Genomic DNA, 15342 nt, shown 5'->3' on the forward strand with positions numbered 1-15342 from the left:
GCGCGTATAAGGCGCGCTGTGACCAGCCATGAATACTTGAAAAGGGTTGAAATTGGTTGAGGAAGCTTGAAAATACAGGCTTCCGCTCCAGAATGGAAGGGCCACGGGGCAATTGAAGAAATAAATGCCTGAAAGGGGCCGTCTTGAATAATTGAAAGGGGCATTTGTCCCATTGGGGACACTTCACCCTTTTCTTTCCCCTTCCTGATCTTTTCAGCCATTTAAGGGCCTATTCTTCCGTCCATTTATGGTTGGTTGCAGCGCCGTCTTGCGGAAAGCGGGAATGCTTCACTTGCCCCGGTTTCTGTCTGTTGCGCAGGTTTGCGGCGTTTCCCGGAGCAATAAAAAACTCCCGGCGGGCACGAGCGCCGCCGGGAGTTCTGATTAACGTTTTGAAAAGGGGGCCCGCCTTAGTAGGCGAGGCCTTCCTTGGTGTTGGCCACGATGAAGTCGCGGTTGAGGCGGGCAATGTTGTCCACGCTGATGCCCTTCGGGCAGGCGGCCTCACATTCATACTGGTTCGTGCAGTTGCCGAAGCCTTCCGCTTCCATCTGCTTCATCATGGCCAGGACGCGCTTGGTGCGTTCCGGCTGGCCCTGCGGCAGCAGATTGAGGTGGGCGATCTTGGCGGACGTGAACAGCATGGCAGAGGCATTTTTGCAGGAGGCCACGCAGGCGCCGCAGCCGATGCAGGCGGCAGCGTCAAAGGCGGCTTCCGCCTTCACTTTTTCCACGGCGATGTTGTTGGCGTTCGGCGCGGAGCCGGTGCGCACGTCGATGTAGCCGCCGGAGGCGATGATGCGGTCCAGGGCGGAGCGGTCCACCATCAGGTCCCGCAGGATCGGGAAGGCTTTCGCGCGGAAGGGTTCGATCCAGATGGTATCGCCGTCCTTGAACTTGCGCATGTGGAGCTGGCAGGTGGTCACCTGGCGTTCCGGGCCGTGTGGGATGCCGTTGATGGTCAGGGAGCACATGCCGCAGATGCCTTCCCGGCAGTCGTGGTCAAAGTGGATCGGATCCTTGCCTTCCTTGACCAGGCCTTCATTGACGATGTCCAGCATTTCCAGGAAGGAGGCGTCCACCGGAATGTCCTTGGCGGCATAGGTCTCAATGCGGCCCTTGGCTTCCCGGTTTTCCTGGCGCCAGACCTTGAGAGTGAGATTGAGTGTTTTAGCCATGTTATAATCTTTCTTTTAAGTGTTAATGTATTGGCTATCTTTACTTGTAGCTGCGGATGGCAAGGTGCACGTTCTCGAAGGTCAGCGGTTCCTTGTGAAGAATGGGCAGGCTGTCCACGCCGGTGTATTCCCAGGCGGCCACGTAGGCGTATTCTTCGTCGTTGCGCTTGGCTTCGCCGTCCGGCAGCTGGTATTCCACGCGGAAGTGGGCGCCGCAGGATTCCTGGCGGTTCAGGGCGTCATAGCAGAGCAGCTGGGCGAATTCCAGGAAGTCCGCCACGCGGCAGGCTTTTTCCAGTTCCGCATTGATGCCGTCCGCCGTTCCGGTCACACGCACGTTTTCCCAGAATTCCTTGCGGAGCTGGGGAATGCGTTCGATGGCGTTCATGAGGCTTTCTTCCGTACGGGCCATGCCGCAGTCTTCCCACATGATGAGGCCCAGTTCCCGGTGGAAGGAGTCCACCGTCTTGGTGCCCTTCACGTTCAGGAGCTTGTTGATGCGTTCCTTCACTTCGTCTTCCGCGGCCTTGAATTCCGGGGAGGCGGTGGTGACGGAGCCGGGCTTGATGGTCGTGAGGTAGGCGGGCAGCGTGGCGGGAATGACGAAGTAGCCGTCGGACAGGCCCTGCATCAGGGCGGAAGCGCCCAGGCGGTTGGCGCCGTGGTCGGAGAAGTTGGCTTCACCGAGGACGTGCAGGCCCTTCACGCTGGACATGAGGTTGTAGTCCACCCACAGGCCGCCCATCGTGTAGTGGGAGGCGGGATAGATCATCATGGGCGTTTCATGGGGATCGTCGTCCGTGATTTCCTCGTACATGTCGAACAGGTTGCCGTACTGGCCGTCAATCCATTCGCGGCCCATGCGCTTGATTTCATCCGCAAAGTCCAGGAAGACGCCCTTGCCGGTGATGGCTACGCCGCGGCCGTCGTCGCAGGCTTCCTTGGCGGCGCGGGAGGAGATGTCGCGCGGAGCCAGGTTGCCGAAGGAGGGGTACTTGCGTTCCAGGTAGTAGTCGCGTTCTTCTTCGGGAACGTCGGAAGGCTTGATTTCCTTCTTGCGGATTTTTTCCGCGGTTTCACGGGACTTGGGCACCCAGATGCGGCCGCTGTTGCGGAGGGATTCCGACATCAGCGTCAGCTTGGACTGGTAGTCGCCCTTGACCGGAATGCAGGTGGGGTGAATCTGCGTGAAGCAGGGGTTGGCGAAGAAGGCGCCGCGCTTGTAGGCCTTGTAGGCGGCGGTGACGTTGCAACCCATCGCGTTGGTGGACAGGAAGAAGACGTTGCCGTAGCCGCCCGTGCAGAGCAGGACGGTGTCCCCTGCGTAGGACTGGATTTCGCCGGTGATCAGGTTGCGGGTGACAATGCCCCTGGCTTCGCCGTCCACCAGCACCAGATCCATCATTTCATGGCGGGAGAACATTTCAATGTGTCCCTTGGCCACTTCCTTTTCCAGGGCCTGGTAGGCGCCCAGCAGGAGCTGCTGGCCCGTCTGGCCGCGTGCGTAGAAGGTGCGCTTGAGCTGGGCGCCGCCGAAGGAGCGGTTGTCCAGCAGGCCGCCGTATTCACGGCCGAAGGGAACGCCCTGGGCCACGCACTGGTCAATGATGTTGGAGGAAACTTCCGCCAGGCGGTAGACGTTGGCTTCACGGGCGCGGAAGTCGCCGCCCTTCACGGTATCATAGAACAGGCGGTAGACGGAGTCGCCGTCGTTCTGGTAGTTCTTGGCCGCGTTGATGCCGCCCTGGGCCGCAATGGAGTGGGCGCGGCGGGGGCTGTCCTGGTAGCAGAAGCACTTGACGTTGTAGCCAAGCTCGGCAAGCGTGGCGGCGGCGGAGGCGCCGGCCAGGCCGGACCCTACCACGAGCACGGTGTACTTGCGCTTGTTGTTCGGGTTGATCAGTTTGGACTCAAGCTTGTACTTGGACCATTTGTCCTGAATCGGGCCGGAAGGAATCTTGGCATCCGGCATCCAGTCGCTTACGGGAAAATTAATCATGACTTTGAGAGGAGTTGATGGTTATTTGATGATACCCAGAAGAACCGAGACCGGCACGGAAATGAAGCCCAGGCAGATCACTGCGCCGTAGGCGATGGCGACAAAGTTGTAGAAGGGCCGGATTTTGCGGGAATCAGCGCCCACCGTCTGGAAGATGGACTGCACGCCGTGGCGCAGGTGGCTGAACAGCATCAGGATGGCCAGGATGTAGAAGGCGGAGCACCATACGTTGGAGAATCCGGCCACGATCATCTTGTACACGTCAAAGGTTTCCACCTTGCCGTCGGAAATGAAGGCGGTGTACTGGGCGGGATCGTAACCCACGCGCAGGGTGTACTGGTACAGGTGGTAGATCAGGAACACCAGGATAGTCAGGCCGGTGTAGATCATGTAGCGGGAGGAGAGCGTTGCCTTGATCGTGTTCTTGAACACGTAGGGTTCGCGGGCGGCGTGGTTTTCCAGCTTCAGCTGGATGGTCAGCCAGACGTGGATGATGAAGATCACCGCAAGCCCCGCGCGGATGCCCCAGAGGGCTGCTTCCGGCATGGAGTGCAGGCCGTGGGCGTAGGTGTTGATCCATTCAGGGCCTCCGAAGATAAGAAGGTTGCCTGCCAGGTGTCCCGCGAGGAACAAGACCAAACATAACCCCGTCAGAGCCACAATGATTTTGCGGCCGATGGAGGATGTCACGAATGTACATATGGTTTTTACTAGTGCATTCATAGGCGCTCTAATGAAATAAATGCGTCTCCACAGGATGCCCGGTTCAAACCCGGATGGCAAGCCTCTTCTTGAATTCCCGGCGCTTTTTGGATTTTTGAAAAGACGTGAAAAGACGTTGCAGTTCACTAGTTTGGAATAGTTATAATTTTGTTACCTGTTCCGGCTTGACGAGGCTTTCCGCATGGGCGTATCGTCTGCGTATGAAAAGGAGTAAAAAAGAGGTATTGGACGCCGATTTTGCGGCGGCGCGCGCCGGGGTGCTGGACATAGCCGCGTTTCTGGACCGGGTGGACCGGGGGGAAGGGGAGGCGGATTTCCGCTACCGCGCCCTGATGGAAGCGCTCCCCCTCCTGTCCGCCTCCGGCGCCGGGCGCGTCCGGGCCATTCTGGAAGCCCTTTCCTACCGGGATGACGCCGTGCCGGAAACCGCCGCCGCCAAGGCGGCCTGCGGAGCCCCGAACTTCAGCAAATAAGAATCATGGCTTTCATAGAACCTCATATACACATGGTGTGCCGCACCACGGACGAATACCGGGCCATGGCGCAGGCAGGCTGCCTGGCGGTAGGAGAACCGGCGTTCTGGGCCGGCTATGACCGTTCCTCCGCGGACGGTTTCCGGGATTACTTCGTGCAGCTTACGGAATGCGAACCGGCCAGGGCGGCCAAGTTCGGCATGGACCATTACACGTGGCTGTGCATCAACCCTAAGGAGGCGCAGGACGTGGCCTTTGCCCGGGAAGTGATGAAGCTCATCCCGGAATTCATTGACCGTCCGAATGTCCTCGGCATCGGGGAGATCGGGCTGAACCGGAATACCTCCCATGAAATGACTATTTTTGAAGAGCATCTGGACATGGCAATACGCCTGAACCAGCTTGTCCTGATTCACACCCCCCATCTGGAAGACAAGCTGAAAGGGACCAGAATGATTCTTTCCGCCCTGAAAAACCGTCCGGAGCTGGACCCCGGCCGGGTGCTGGTGGACCATTGCGAGGAGCACACCTTCCCGCTGGTGAAGGAGGCCGGCTACTGGGCCGGGCTGACCCTTTACCCCACCAGCAAGCTGAACCCCAAGCGGGCGGCGGATATTCTGGAGCTGTACGGAATGGATCGCGTCTGGGCCAATTCCGCGGCGGACTGGGGAGATTCCGACCCCCTGGCGCTTACGGCCCTGGCCTGCGAGCTTTACAAGCGCGGTTTTTCCCGGCAGGAGGCGGAGAAGCTTCTTTTAGGCAATCCGGAGGCGTTCATGGGACAGTCCCCGAAGTTCCGGAAGGTATCGTCCGTCTAGCCGCATCCCTGGCCGCGGGCCGCTAGTCCCCGTCCGGAAAGAAGACGGTGAAGACGGCTCCCAGGATGACTGCGGCGTCATCCAGGAGACCCAGCTTGCCGATTCCGTCAAACAGGAATTCGTCAGGAGTCAGGATGTAGGCGGCGGCAATGGCGAGCAGCCATATATTCCGCTTGTTGAAAAACCGCGGTTCTCCTTTTTTGCTTTTGAAATACCGGAAAAGGCGCAGGAGCAATTGCTGTTTCTGGAGATTCATGATCAGGATGTGGGGTATGCAGGTTAAAAACGTTTCCCCCTTTCAGGCGGAAGGAGCAGCTTGAAACAGGCGCCCTTCCCGGAACGTGGGGGTGTGCTGCTCCCGGCAGAGCCTGAATGGCCGGTCTGCGCAGGGGTAGGACGGCTGCAAGGATGAGGCGCGCCGCCCGCAGAGGGAAGACGGTTTTTTCCGTATCCGGTTCCGGCTGTTCCGGCGTGGGGGAAAAGGATTTGTGCGGAAGGTGGGGTGACACGGACGCCCCGTGAAGCGTTTCAGCCGGAGGCTGCCTTGAACATCGTTTTTCAGGGGAGGGAAGGAAGAAGTATCTGCCTCCGGTAGGGTAGGCGCGTTGTGCGGATGCAGAAAGGGCCGCCTCACGGAGTCGCGAGGCAGCCCTGAAAGAAAAACGGAGAACCGGTGCGGTTTTATGCCCTGCGGCGGCGCATCATCAGCGCGGCCAGTCCCAGCAGGCCCAGGGTTGCCGTTGCGGGTTCCGGAACGCTGGCGATTTCACTCATCAACTGGCCGATCTGCTCCTGGGAAAGAGCGGAGTCATGAACGTAGAGCTGTTCAACGGCGTCAGCCAGTCCCGCGTCAATCAGAATCTGGGTGATATCCACGCCGCCGAATTTCAGGCCGCTGGCAGTATGGTACGTGGCACTGTCGCCCAGGTAGATGCGGGTGCCGAATTCCCCGGTGACCACGGAAATGGTCAGGGTGCCTTCCGTGCCCAGAGCGGAGGTGGTAGGGCCGCCGCTGTATGCGGCATTGTTCCATAATCCCTGGAGAGTACGGTCCGTATTCAGGCCCGCACCCCAGCTGGTACTTCCTCCCTTGGCGTTAAACAGGGCGGTATAGGCTTCCGGAGTGTTGATTTTGGACAGATCCAGAACCATGGTCACGGTCATGTTGTTGCGCGTGTTTCCCCCGGAAACGGGCTGGCTAAAGGTCGTGCCGGACAACACCAGATTGCCGCCATCGGTCGTGATGGCAACGGAATCCTTCTGGGTGCCGAAATCCGCCAGACGGGAGGCGAAGTCGGAATACCCTACGATGGAGCTGTCCAGAAGCGTGGTCGCCGCGGTGGCGCTCAGGCTCATGCCGGCTGCAAGCATTAAGGCGTATAGTATTTTCTTCATAATCAATGTTCTGGGGTGAACGGTACGCATGCGCATGCACAAGCAGGGCTTCTGCGTAAATAACTAAATAACGGATTTGGAATCCGGATTTGGAATCCGGCAAGTATGAAAAAGAGGCCAAAGCAATAGGGAAATCAATGAATAACAAAGACCGCTCCACCACGTTAATAAAAGAACCAGAGGCATCAAAAAATCATTATTTCCAACGAATTATGAATGCAATATATTAACCTTTAATATTTTTAATTGTTTGCGGATTCCAAATCCGCTACAAAGCCTAAAAGGAACAGGACAATAGACATGAAGAAAACACTAACAATTTTAGCCGCACTTGGAACCTTCGCCGTTTCCTCAGAAGCCGCGACTGTTTTTAATTATTACACTCCTGGAGCAGACAATTACAACAGCACCATTCATGGGTTCTATCTGGGGCTGGATTCTTCCGCCCTGGCCCCCGTCTCTGGTTCCGGCTCTCCCGCCTCCCTGTCCGGAGATATCCGGCTGGACAGTTTTACTCTGCGCGGGCCCAGCGGCAATACGGGCGCTAACGTCACTTACGGTTTTCTGGTGCTGAACGCTTCCGACAATTCGGTCATCGGCCTGAGCACCAATATGGGAACCTCCGGCAACGGGGTCAATCTGACGTTCAATTTCTCAGCTGTGGACGGTTCTTCCCTGATTCTTGACGCCGGCACGACGTACCGCTACCTGACCGTAAGCCAGGCCGTGATGGATATGATCAACGGAGATACGTCAAAAACGTACTTGTATGCTGCGGGAGGGACAGGCGCGCCTACTTCTTCCACGGATGGAGATACGGTAACCATCAGCAACGGATTGACTGCTCCCGGCATTCGCGGCCATCATGACAGCGCGGGAGCGCCCGATGATTCCATTGTCATTACAGGAGCCAATGGAACCAATACCTTCGCTCAATTATCCCCCATTTTTACGGAGATCCGCGGGGAAGTGGTTCCGGAACCCGCTACGGCCACGCTGAGCCTGCTGGGGCTGGCTGCCCTGATGATGCGCCGCCGCAGGGCCTGAGCCCTTGATGACAGGCTTTTGACGGATAAGGGCTGTTCTCATGGAACGGCCCTTATTTTTTACCCCTGGAAAAAAGGGCTGCGAATGTAACGTATCCGGATGCGGGATTCATGACATCCGGAGGGTGCAAGGATTTCCGGTTTCAGGTTCCCGTATCCGCTTTTCTCCGCATGGCGGCAATTTTCTCAAAGCGCTTTTGCGACGGAGTTCCGGAGACCATCTCCTTTGCCGGAAAATGCAGGTCAAATTCGGCGGCGCACTTTTCATCAAGATCATACACGGCAGCTTCCACGTAACGGCCTTTCATGCCGGATAAGGCCTCTTCCTGCAGTTCGCAGACCTGGAGGGCTGCCGCGTACATGTCATCCGCCGTTCTGATGCCCAGCGTTTCCGCGGCCACGAACCCGTGGCGTGAATAGTAGTCCGGGTCGCCGTACAACAGAATGGCCCGGAACCCCATTTCACGGGCCTTCATTTTGGTATGTTCGATCATTTGCCGTCCAATTCCCCGGCGCTGGTATTCCGGAAGAACGGAAATGGGCCCCATGCCCAGCACCTCGCATTCCTTCCCGCCATCTGTCCTGATGACGGATTTTGCATAAACGATGTTCCCGACAATGCGGCCGCCGTGGACGGCGACCACATCCAGTTCCGGGATGAAGGAGGGGCTGCCGCGCATGATATGGAGCAGGTAATGCTCATTGCAGCCGGGGGAATAATGGTTCCAGAACGCTTCCCGCGTGACATGTTCCGTTTCGGCATAGTCTGCGGGCTGTTCCGTTCTTAATTTGATGGTCATAGAAGGTCTCTCTTCACGGCTCCCCCTTGGAGAAGTTCCAGAGGCGGTGCATGGTGATGACGTCCGGAATGTTCATGGGGCGTACCACGCGGAAGCCGATCATGCCGCCGTCCGTCAGGTACCAGATGCTTTTGGGGTTCTGGGGATCCTGCCGATTCCAGGCGGGGGAGCTGGCGCGGCGCGCGGCGCTCCGCAGGCGGTCCGGATCGTCTTCCCAGGAGCCGCCGCGAACGACGTGGGGAGCCTTGGGCGCGATGACCAGGGGGTCTTTGGCGGGCTGGCCGTCCCGCTTGCCGTAGGCATCCGGAAGGTAGGAATCCAGAACCCATTCCGCCACGTTTCCGTGCATGTCCCGGAGGCCCCACTTATTCGGCTTTTTGGAGCCTGTTTTTTGGTAGCGGTCGTTGGAATTGTCCCAGTACCAGGCGTACTGGTCCAGGGCTTCCTCCCCGTTTCCGTAAGAGTAGGCTCCGGGGTTCCCGGCACGGCAGGCGTATTCCCATTCCGCTTCCGTCGGCAGGCGGTAGTAATGCCCGGTCTGGGCGCTCAGCCATTCGCAGAATTTGCTGGCGGCGTGATGGGACATGGAGATGGCCGGCAGGCCGTGTTCATAGCCGTGGCCCATGCCCAGGTTCATGGCGGTGTAGGGGGCTGTGGGCTGCGTGACGGAGTCCCACAGTTCATCGTCCGGCTGTTCCTCCAGAAGCTGGCCGTCCTTGGCGCGCGGGCGTCCGTTTTCCATGAAGGCCGTATAGAGTTCCCAGGGAATTTCCGTTTCCGAGATCCAGAACGGAGAAACGTTCACTTCATGCCGCGGACCTTCGTCCGGCTTGCGGCCCGGCTCCTCCGCAGGGCTCCCCATGAGAAAGGTTCCGCCGGGAATGGCGGCCATGCGCAGGGAAGCCCCCGCTGCGGGCACCGCTTCCGTATAGGATTCAAAACGTGAGGGGATCCCGGAGGCTTCAATGAGCTGGTGGATTTGGCGTGTGGTGCCGACCAGCTCCCGGGCGGGCAGATCGTCCGGAATAGGGAGGGCGGGTCCGGCGGCGCGGTCCAGCTCCCGTTTTTGCAGTGCGGAGCGGCTCTCTCCCCACTGGCGCGCGCCGGTAATGCGCGCGGCATCCTCCGTGGCCGGGCGGGGGGAGCCGTCGTCCCGGCACCCGGCCAGCAGGGCGCTTCCTCCCAGAAAGCAGGAAACAAGGAAAATGCCGCGCATGGGATGGTGAAGACCGGGAAAGCCTTACATCGTCATGCCCCCGTCACAGGCGATGACCTGTCCGGTGATGTAACGGGCATCGTCAGAGGCGAGGAAGGCCGTCAGGGCGGCGATGTCTTCCACGGAGCCCTGTTCCTTCAGGGGAATTTTCTTGACGATTTCTTCCTTGAGGTTGTCCGGAATGGCATTGGACATTTCCGTGGAAATGAAGCCGGGGGCAATGGCGTTGCACGTCACCTTGCGCGGGGCGAATTCCAGGGCCAGGGATTTGGTGAAACCGATGAGGCCCGCCTTGGAGGCGGCGTAGTTGGCCTGCCCGATGTTGCCCACGAGGCCGATGACGGAACTCATGTTAATGATGCGTCCGGCAGGGGACTTCATCAGCACGCGCTGCAGGGCTTTCACCGTATTGAACGCGCTTTTCAGGTTGGTATCCATGACGGCGTCCCAGTCTTCCTCCTTCATGCGAAGCATCAGGGAGTCACGGGTAATGCCGGCGTTGTTCACCAGAATGTCGATCTGCGGAAAGTCCTTCAGGATGGCGGAAACGGTTTCCTGAACGGCGGCGTAATCCGCCACGTCGCAGGGGTAGGCCTTGCAGGAGTCCGGAAATTCCTTGTTGATTTCTTCTGCGGCTCCCCCGCAGCTGGAAGGACTGCGGCTGATCAGGATGACCCTGGCTCCTTCTGAAGCGAAGCGGCGGGCGATGGCATTGCCGATGCCGCGGCCTGCCCCGGTAACGATGGCTGTTTTACCTGCTAACTTTTGCATGCTGCCCACAGTAAACCCGTTTTTCACGGTTCCGGCAAGCTTGAAATGGAAGCGGGAAAGGGCGGTTGTTCTCCACGGCTTTTCCTGTATGGGCATCTTTTTCCGGTCAATTCGGCGGGAGGAGGTCTTCAGGGTTGGGAGAAAGAACGTTTCCGGCTGGGGCTGGCGTATTGTCCTCCTCCGGTTCCGCCACATCTTCATCCGGCTCGACGAGATCGCTGAATTCATCCGAGTTTTCCAGGATGTCCTTCAGGGCGGCGGAGCCGTAATAGCGGGCTTCCAGCAGCCGCTGGCCCTCCTTTTCACAGCGTTCGCTCAGCATGTCCATCCGTTCCTCCATTTTTTCTGACAGGGCGTCCATTTTTTCCTTTTCCGCCTCGCTCAATTTTTCCCGTAAGTCCATGAGGCGCTGAATGTCCTTCTGAATGCCCTGCAGCTTCTTGACGGCCTTGTCCCCGCTTTCCTTGTCCTGTACTGCCGCCAGCGTTTGCTGGACATCAATGGCTACGGAAAAGGCCTGGTTAAGGAGGGAATCCGCTGACGGAGTTTTTTCCGCAGGGGCTGCCGGCGCGGGTGAAGCCGCCGGGGTGGCCGTTTCACCAAAGGCGAGCGGAACTCCGGCCACCAGGGCGGAGGCCAGGACGGGGACAAGGAAAGTCTTCATCCTGTCTTTCTAAGGCAGGATGAGACCCAAGGCAAGGAGAAAAGGGAAGCTGAAAAGGGGAGGACGGTTATTCCGCCGTGATGCCGCCTTTTTCGTCGTCCAGAATGCCTGACTTTTCCAGGTAATAATCGTACCCGCCCGCATAGGTGGTGATGGTTCCCCGGTTCACGTGCAGGGTTTTTTTCCGCCAAGGAGCGGATGAAGTGCACGTCGTGGGAGATGAAGACCAGGGTCCCCTCATAATGTTTCAGGGCCTGCACCAGGGCTTCCACGGACAGGAGGTCCAGGTGGGTGGTCGGTTCGTCCATCAGCAGGAGGTTGGGCGGATCCACCAGGAACTTGACCAGGCTGAGCCGTGATTTTTCTCCGCCGGAAAGCACGCTGACGCGTTTTTCCACATCCAGCCTCCGGAACAGGAAGGAGCCCAGGATGGATCGGGCCTCCTCCTCCCGGATTTCAGCGTTGCACTTCATGATTTCCTCCAGGACGGTGTTTTCCGTATTCAGGTTTTCCGTGCGTGCCTGGGAGAAGTAGCCGATGCGCGTGGTGGTGCCGGGAGTGCGTTTTCCCGAGTCAATGGGGATGATGCCCGCCAGGATTTTCAGCAGGGTGGACTTGCCCGCGCCGTTGGGGCCCACCAGCACGGTGCGTTCTCCCCGTTCCACCAGCAGGTCCAGGTTTTCATAAACCTTGTGGTCGCCGTAGGACTGGCAGATTTTTTCCAGCTCAATGACCTTCTGGGTGCTGCGCGGAGGCTGGGGAAAGTTGAATTTGAACACCTTCCTGCGGGCCACGGGTTTTTGGATGAGCTTCATCTTTTCCAGTTGCTTGATGCGGCTCTGGACCTGCCCGGCCTTGGAGTTGATGGAGCGGAAGCGGTCGATGAATTCCTGGATGTGCGCGATTTCCTTCTGCTGGTTGCGGTAGGCGGCCTGAAGCTGTTCAAAGCGCATGTCCCTTTGTTTCAGGAAATCCGAGTAGTTGCCGCGGTATTCCACCAGTTCCTCGTTGTCGATGTCGTACACGCTTTCCACCAGTTCGTCCATGAAATCCCAGTCGTGGGAAATCATCAGGATGGCGCCGGGGTAGTTTTTCAGGTAGCGCTGGAGCCACAGCAGGGAAAGGAGGTCCAGGTGGTTGGTGGGTTCGTCCAGCATCAGGAGGTCCGGTTCCAGGACGAGCAGTTTGGCCAGGTACGCGCGCATGATCCAGCCGCCGGACATTTCCCGCGCGGGGCGGTGGAAGTCGCTTTCCCGGAAGGCCAGCCCCTTGAGGATTTTCTTGGCCTTGGGTTCCAGCTGGTAGCCGTTGGCGGCGTTAAAGGTGTCAATGGCCTCCGCATACTCCGGCGTATCCGTCTTGTTGGCGTTTTCCGCCGTCCGGATGACGTGGATGGCGCGTTCCATTTCCGGCGTGATGCCCATGGCTATTTCCAGCACGGTTTCATCCTTCGGTTCGCTGGCCTCCTGCGGAAGATAGCCCACCATGGCGTATTCATCCATGTTGATAGAGCCTTCGTCCGGCGTATCTTCTCCCAGAATCATGCGGAACAGGGTGGACTTGCCCGCGCCGTTGGGGCCTACCAGGGCAACCCTTTCCCCCCAGTTAATGGTCATTTCCGTTTCCCGGAACAGGGTGCGTCCGGCGTGGGATTTCGTGAGGTTTTTGATCGTCAGCATGGTGAAGAGGGGCGGCATTCTACCGGGGAGGGAGGGGGAAGGCAAGAGCCGTCAGGGCAGGGACGGTCATTTTTGAAAGCTTTGCTGGATTTTTACGTGTAATCTGCTAGCTTTGGCGCGCCATGCCGACCATGCAGACATTCAGGCTTTTGCTTGCTGCCGCCCTCCTGTGCGGATGGAGTTCCTGCTGCACTCCTCCGGCTGAGGATTATATACAGAGACCTTACGTGCAGCAGCAGATGTCCGGATTGGCGAATGCTTTCCTGGGGCTGCTGCCGCCGGAGAAGGCCGCTCTTCCCGCCGCCAGGGCGGAAGCCAAGTGGCTGGCGGACACGGCGGTAGTCCAGTCCGCGGCGATTGCCCGGAATAACAGGATTGTGCTGTTCGGCTGGCTGAACAACATCCTGGTCAATTCCAACCTGCGTGACAGGGGGCTCTGCTGGCAGGTGCAGCAGGATTTGTACCGTGACATGCGCCGCCGCCCCGTGAAGTTTTTCCGTGTGGGGCTGACCATCCGCGACCATGGAACGGGCAGGGAGCACAGCTGCGTGTACGTGAACGCCGCCGGAGGGGGATTGCAGGGTTCCATCGTCCTGGACGCCTGGAAGAACTGCGGGCATCTGGTGGTGCTGACCCAGAAGGACCGGGAAGGGGGCAAATGGGAGGAGGACTGGCGGGAACCGTTCGTGTCCAAGGCCTTTCCTGAAGGGCATTCCTACGGAATGGACCATCACCTAGTCTGGCCCGGATGGGCCAGGAAACGCCCCCTGCTGATCCAGAGGATGTTCCAGTCCGGTCAGCAGGAGGAGGCGAAGGCAAGCGGTTCCGCTGCTGCCCATAAAGAGGCTGGCGCTTCCGGCGGCGGAGCTTCCAAGGCTGCCTGAATGTAAAAGGCCGTTTAACGAGGCCGGAGCTTGTGTACGTCTCTGCTTGATGGCGGGTGACGCCTGCATGTGCGGGGAATGCCTGCGTTTGCTACGGCGTCCGCCGTTTTTAAGGAAAATCCCGGTGAACCGGCAAATGACGGCTGAAAACCGGGTTCCGGGCAAATAAAAACGCACTCAGTGCGTACACCGAGTGCGGATTAATTGGATGATTTGCTAATGTTGCAGGGCGAGGCCCTGCTGCAAACTTACTTGCCCTTGGCCTGCACAACCGGAGCGGGAGCAGGAGCGGTGGTTTGCTGTTGCTGCTGCTGCTGGGAGCAAGAAGCGACCAGGCAAGCGGCGCCGGCGATGGCGAGGATAGCGATGTTCTTCATAATTCGAATTAAATACAGTGTTTGTTAACTACTGGAACCTCCGCATCCACGGAGGTTTGCTGGGACCAATGTAAATGGTGGCAAGTAGAAATCAAGAGATTTTCTTGTTCCATGTCACGGCATTACAGAAAAGAGCAGGACCCCCGGTTTCAGGAGTCCTGCTCTTTTTGATGCGTTATGGAAAACGGTTTGTTTCAAAACCGTTTTTTACGGTCACAGGCTGGTGCCTAGTTCAATAATGGAGTAGTCCCCGTCCGGCCTCCGGTACACGATCTGGAGCACGTCGCGTCGCGCATTCCTGTAGAGCACGAAGGGCTTGTCGGAAAGTTCCAGTTCCATGATGGCTTCCTCCTTGTAAAGCTTCTTGAGATTGTAGCTTTCTCTGTGAATGAGGAGGGGTTCCGGGTCTTCCTTGGAATCTCCGGGGTAATCCAGTACGGAATCGTCATATACCGTTTCATCCAGCTTGCGGATGGTTTCCTGGTGATGGGGGCGGAAATTTTTCATCAGGCGCGTCTTGTGCTTGCGCATGCGGCGCATGATTTTGGTGATCGTTTCGTCGATGCAGGCGTACATGTCCGTCCCTTCCGTGGAAGCGTCAATGGTGATGTGGTCCGAGCAGAACAGAATCACCTGGGAAATCTTGCGGTCGCGTTGCACATCAAGCAATACTTTAACCTCCATAATGCGTGGGAAGTCCAGGCGGATCCCCTCAATCTTTTTCGTTACGAATTCCCGAATCGCGTCTGTGACTTCCACGTGGCGCCCCGTGATCGTAATGGGTGTGTTTACGTTTACCTTTTGCATTGTCGTACCTCTTTCTAGTTGATGTTAATGCGCGGAACCCAGTCCGCACCTTTCAAGATATACAGATTTGACAATGTTTGTCGAGGAATCCTTTCTTTTTTTCCGTGTGCGGGGAAGGGGATTTTTCCGCTCTTGTTCCCTCATGCCGGGGCCGGGCAACTCTCCTACCTGTTGTGAGCCAAGCCGCCGGAAGGGGCCTGCGTTTTTCCTTTCCCTTCCGCCGCCCCCGGAAAGCGTTTCCGGACCTCTGTCATACGGTCGCAGCCATGAAAATTTTTATTTGAAAGTACTTGACATGCTGCGGAAGTAGGTTATAACAATTCCGCACTCCTCTACGGATGCTCTTTAAATCGCGGGATGGAGCAGCCAGGTAGCTCGTCAGGCTCATAACCTGAAGGTCGCAGGTTCAAATCCTGCTCCCGTAACCATTTGAAAGCCCTGCAAGTCAAAAGCTTGCAGGGCTTTTTCGTGCCCCTGCGCCATGGGGCGGAAGTAATTCTTTTAAAAAGGTC

Annotated in this window: 16 protein-coding genes and 1 tRNA gene; 5 read left to right on the forward strand and 12 right to left on the reverse strand. The window is 58.0% G+C overall.

Annotated features, from left to right (window positions below; genetic code table 11):
• Window positions 1-410: 410 nt before the first annotated feature.
• The 3 genes from J5W70_RS05685 to J5W70_RS05695 are packed head-to-tail and all read right to left on the reverse strand — an operon-like array spanning window position 411 to window position 3900.
• The gene (locus J5W70_RS05685; protein ID WP_022395921.1) at window positions 411-1178 is read right to left on the reverse strand and encodes a succinate dehydrogenase/fumarate reductase iron-sulfur subunit; all 768 of its coding nucleotides are present in this window, start codon (window positions 1176-1178) and stop codon (window positions 411-413) included.
• 40 nt (window positions 1179-1218) lie between these two features.
• Window positions 1219-3177: a fumarate reductase/succinate dehydrogenase flavoprotein subunit gene (locus J5W70_RS05690; RefSeq protein ID WP_022395922.1), complete on the reverse strand. Its 1959-nt coding sequence runs from the start codon at window positions 3175-3177 to the stop codon at window positions 1219-1221.
• Window positions 3178-3198: 21 nt separating this feature from the next.
• The gene (locus J5W70_RS05695; protein WP_022395923.1) at window positions 3199-3900 is read right to left on the reverse strand and encodes a succinate dehydrogenase cytochrome b subunit; all 702 of its coding nucleotides are present in this window, start codon (window positions 3898-3900) and stop codon (window positions 3199-3201) included.
• A gap of 200 nt (window positions 3901-4100) precedes the next feature.
• Here J5W70_RS05695 and J5W70_RS05700 point away from each other — a divergent pair, with 200 nt between their 5' ends.
• On the forward strand, window positions 4101-4373 hold the full coding sequence (locus J5W70_RS05700; RefSeq protein WP_022395924.1) for a hypothetical protein: 273 nt from the start codon (window positions 4101-4103) through the stop codon (window positions 4371-4373).
• Window positions 4374-4378: 5 nt separating this feature from the next.
• Entirely contained in the window at window positions 4379-5191 is an 813-nt protein-coding gene (locus J5W70_RS05705) for a TatD family hydrolase (protein WP_180971107.1), read from the forward strand.
• Window positions 5192-5213: 22 nt separating this feature from the next.
• Here the strand turns inward: J5W70_RS05705 and J5W70_RS05710 are convergent, their stop codons facing one another.
• Window positions 5214-5447, reverse strand: coding sequence for a YkvA family protein (locus J5W70_RS05710; RefSeq protein ID WP_022395926.1), 234 nt, complete (start codon window positions 5445-5447; stop codon window positions 5214-5216).
• 425 nt (window positions 5448-5872) lie between these two features.
• Window positions 5873-6586 (reverse strand): PEP-CTERM sorting domain-containing protein, encoded by a 714-nt coding sequence (locus tag J5W70_RS05715; protein WP_215832971.1) that lies wholly within the window; start codon window positions 6584-6586, stop codon window positions 5873-5875.
• 300 nt (window positions 6587-6886) lie between these two features.
• Between J5W70_RS05715 and J5W70_RS05720 the strand changes: the two genes are divergently transcribed.
• Window positions 6887-7633 carry a PEP-CTERM sorting domain-containing protein gene (locus J5W70_RS05720; protein ID WP_022397868.1) on the forward strand — a complete coding sequence of 249 codons (747 nt, stop codon included), beginning with the start codon at window positions 6887-6889 and terminating at the stop codon, window positions 7631-7633.
• Between the two features lie 142 nt (window positions 7634-7775).
• On the opposite strand, the gene J5W70_RS05725 is transcribed toward J5W70_RS05720, so the two are convergent.
• The 5 genes from J5W70_RS05725 to J5W70_RS05745 form a co-directional block, all read right to left on the reverse strand.
• A complete protein-coding gene (locus J5W70_RS05725) occupies window positions 7776-8432 on the reverse strand; it encodes a GNAT family N-acetyltransferase (RefSeq protein WP_022397869.1) in 657 nt (218 codons plus the stop codon).
• A 13-nt stretch (window positions 8433-8445) separates the two neighbouring features.
• The gene (locus tag J5W70_RS05730) at window positions 8446-9648 is read right to left on the reverse strand and encodes a formylglycine-generating enzyme family protein (RefSeq protein WP_022397870.1); all 1203 of its coding nucleotides are present in this window, start codon (window positions 9646-9648) and stop codon (window positions 8446-8448) included.
• A 24-nt stretch (window positions 9649-9672) separates the two neighbouring features.
• Window positions 9673-10419 carry a 3-oxoacyl-[acyl-carrier-protein] reductase gene (gene fabG, locus J5W70_RS05735; RefSeq protein WP_102731176.1) on the reverse strand — a complete coding sequence of 249 codons (747 nt, stop codon included), beginning with the start codon at window positions 10417-10419 and terminating at the stop codon, window positions 9673-9675.
• 106 nt (window positions 10420-10525) lie between these two features.
• Complete coding sequence (locus J5W70_RS05740) at window positions 10526-11083, reverse strand: spectrin repeat-containing protein (RefSeq protein ID WP_022397872.1); 558 nt, start codon at window positions 11081-11083, stop codon at window positions 10526-10528.
• Entirely contained in the window at window positions 11080-12762 is a 1683-nt protein-coding gene (locus J5W70_RS05745; protein WP_257228336.1) for an ABC-F family ATP-binding cassette domain-containing protein, read from the reverse strand. Before J5W70_RS05745 ends, J5W70_RS05740 begins: the two co-directional genes overlap by 4 nt.
• 131 nt (window positions 12763-12893) lie before the next feature.
• Here J5W70_RS05745 and J5W70_RS05750 point away from each other — a divergent pair, with 131 nt between their 5' ends.
• Window positions 12894-13646 carry a hypothetical protein gene (locus J5W70_RS05750; protein WP_146017931.1) on the forward strand — a complete coding sequence of 251 codons (753 nt, stop codon included), beginning with the start codon at window positions 12894-12896 and terminating at the stop codon, window positions 13644-13646.
• Window positions 13647-13894: 248 nt separating this feature from the next.
• On the opposite strand, the gene J5W70_RS12770 is transcribed toward J5W70_RS05750, so the two are convergent.
• On the reverse strand, window positions 13895-14023 hold the full coding sequence (locus J5W70_RS12770; RefSeq protein WP_012420041.1) for a hypothetical protein: 129 nt from the start codon (window positions 14021-14023) through the stop codon (window positions 13895-13897).
• A 213-nt stretch (window positions 14024-14236) separates the two neighbouring features.
• Window positions 14237-14830 carry a ribosome hibernation-promoting factor, HPF/YfiA family gene (gene hpf, locus J5W70_RS05755; RefSeq protein WP_022397875.1) on the reverse strand — a complete coding sequence of 198 codons (594 nt, stop codon included), beginning with the start codon at window positions 14828-14830 and terminating at the stop codon, window positions 14237-14239.
• Window positions 14831-15181: 351 nt separating this feature from the next.
• On the opposite strand from hpf, the gene J5W70_RS05760 reads away from it, so the two are divergent.
• Window positions 15182-15258 (forward strand) — tRNA-Met (locus J5W70_RS05760).
• Window positions 15259-15342: the final 84 nt, after the last annotated feature.

The organism is Akkermansia massiliensis, from assembly GCF_018847375.1.
Classification (GTDB): domain Bacteria; phylum Verrucomicrobiota; class Verrucomicrobiia; order Verrucomicrobiales; family Akkermansiaceae; genus Akkermansia; species Akkermansia massiliensis.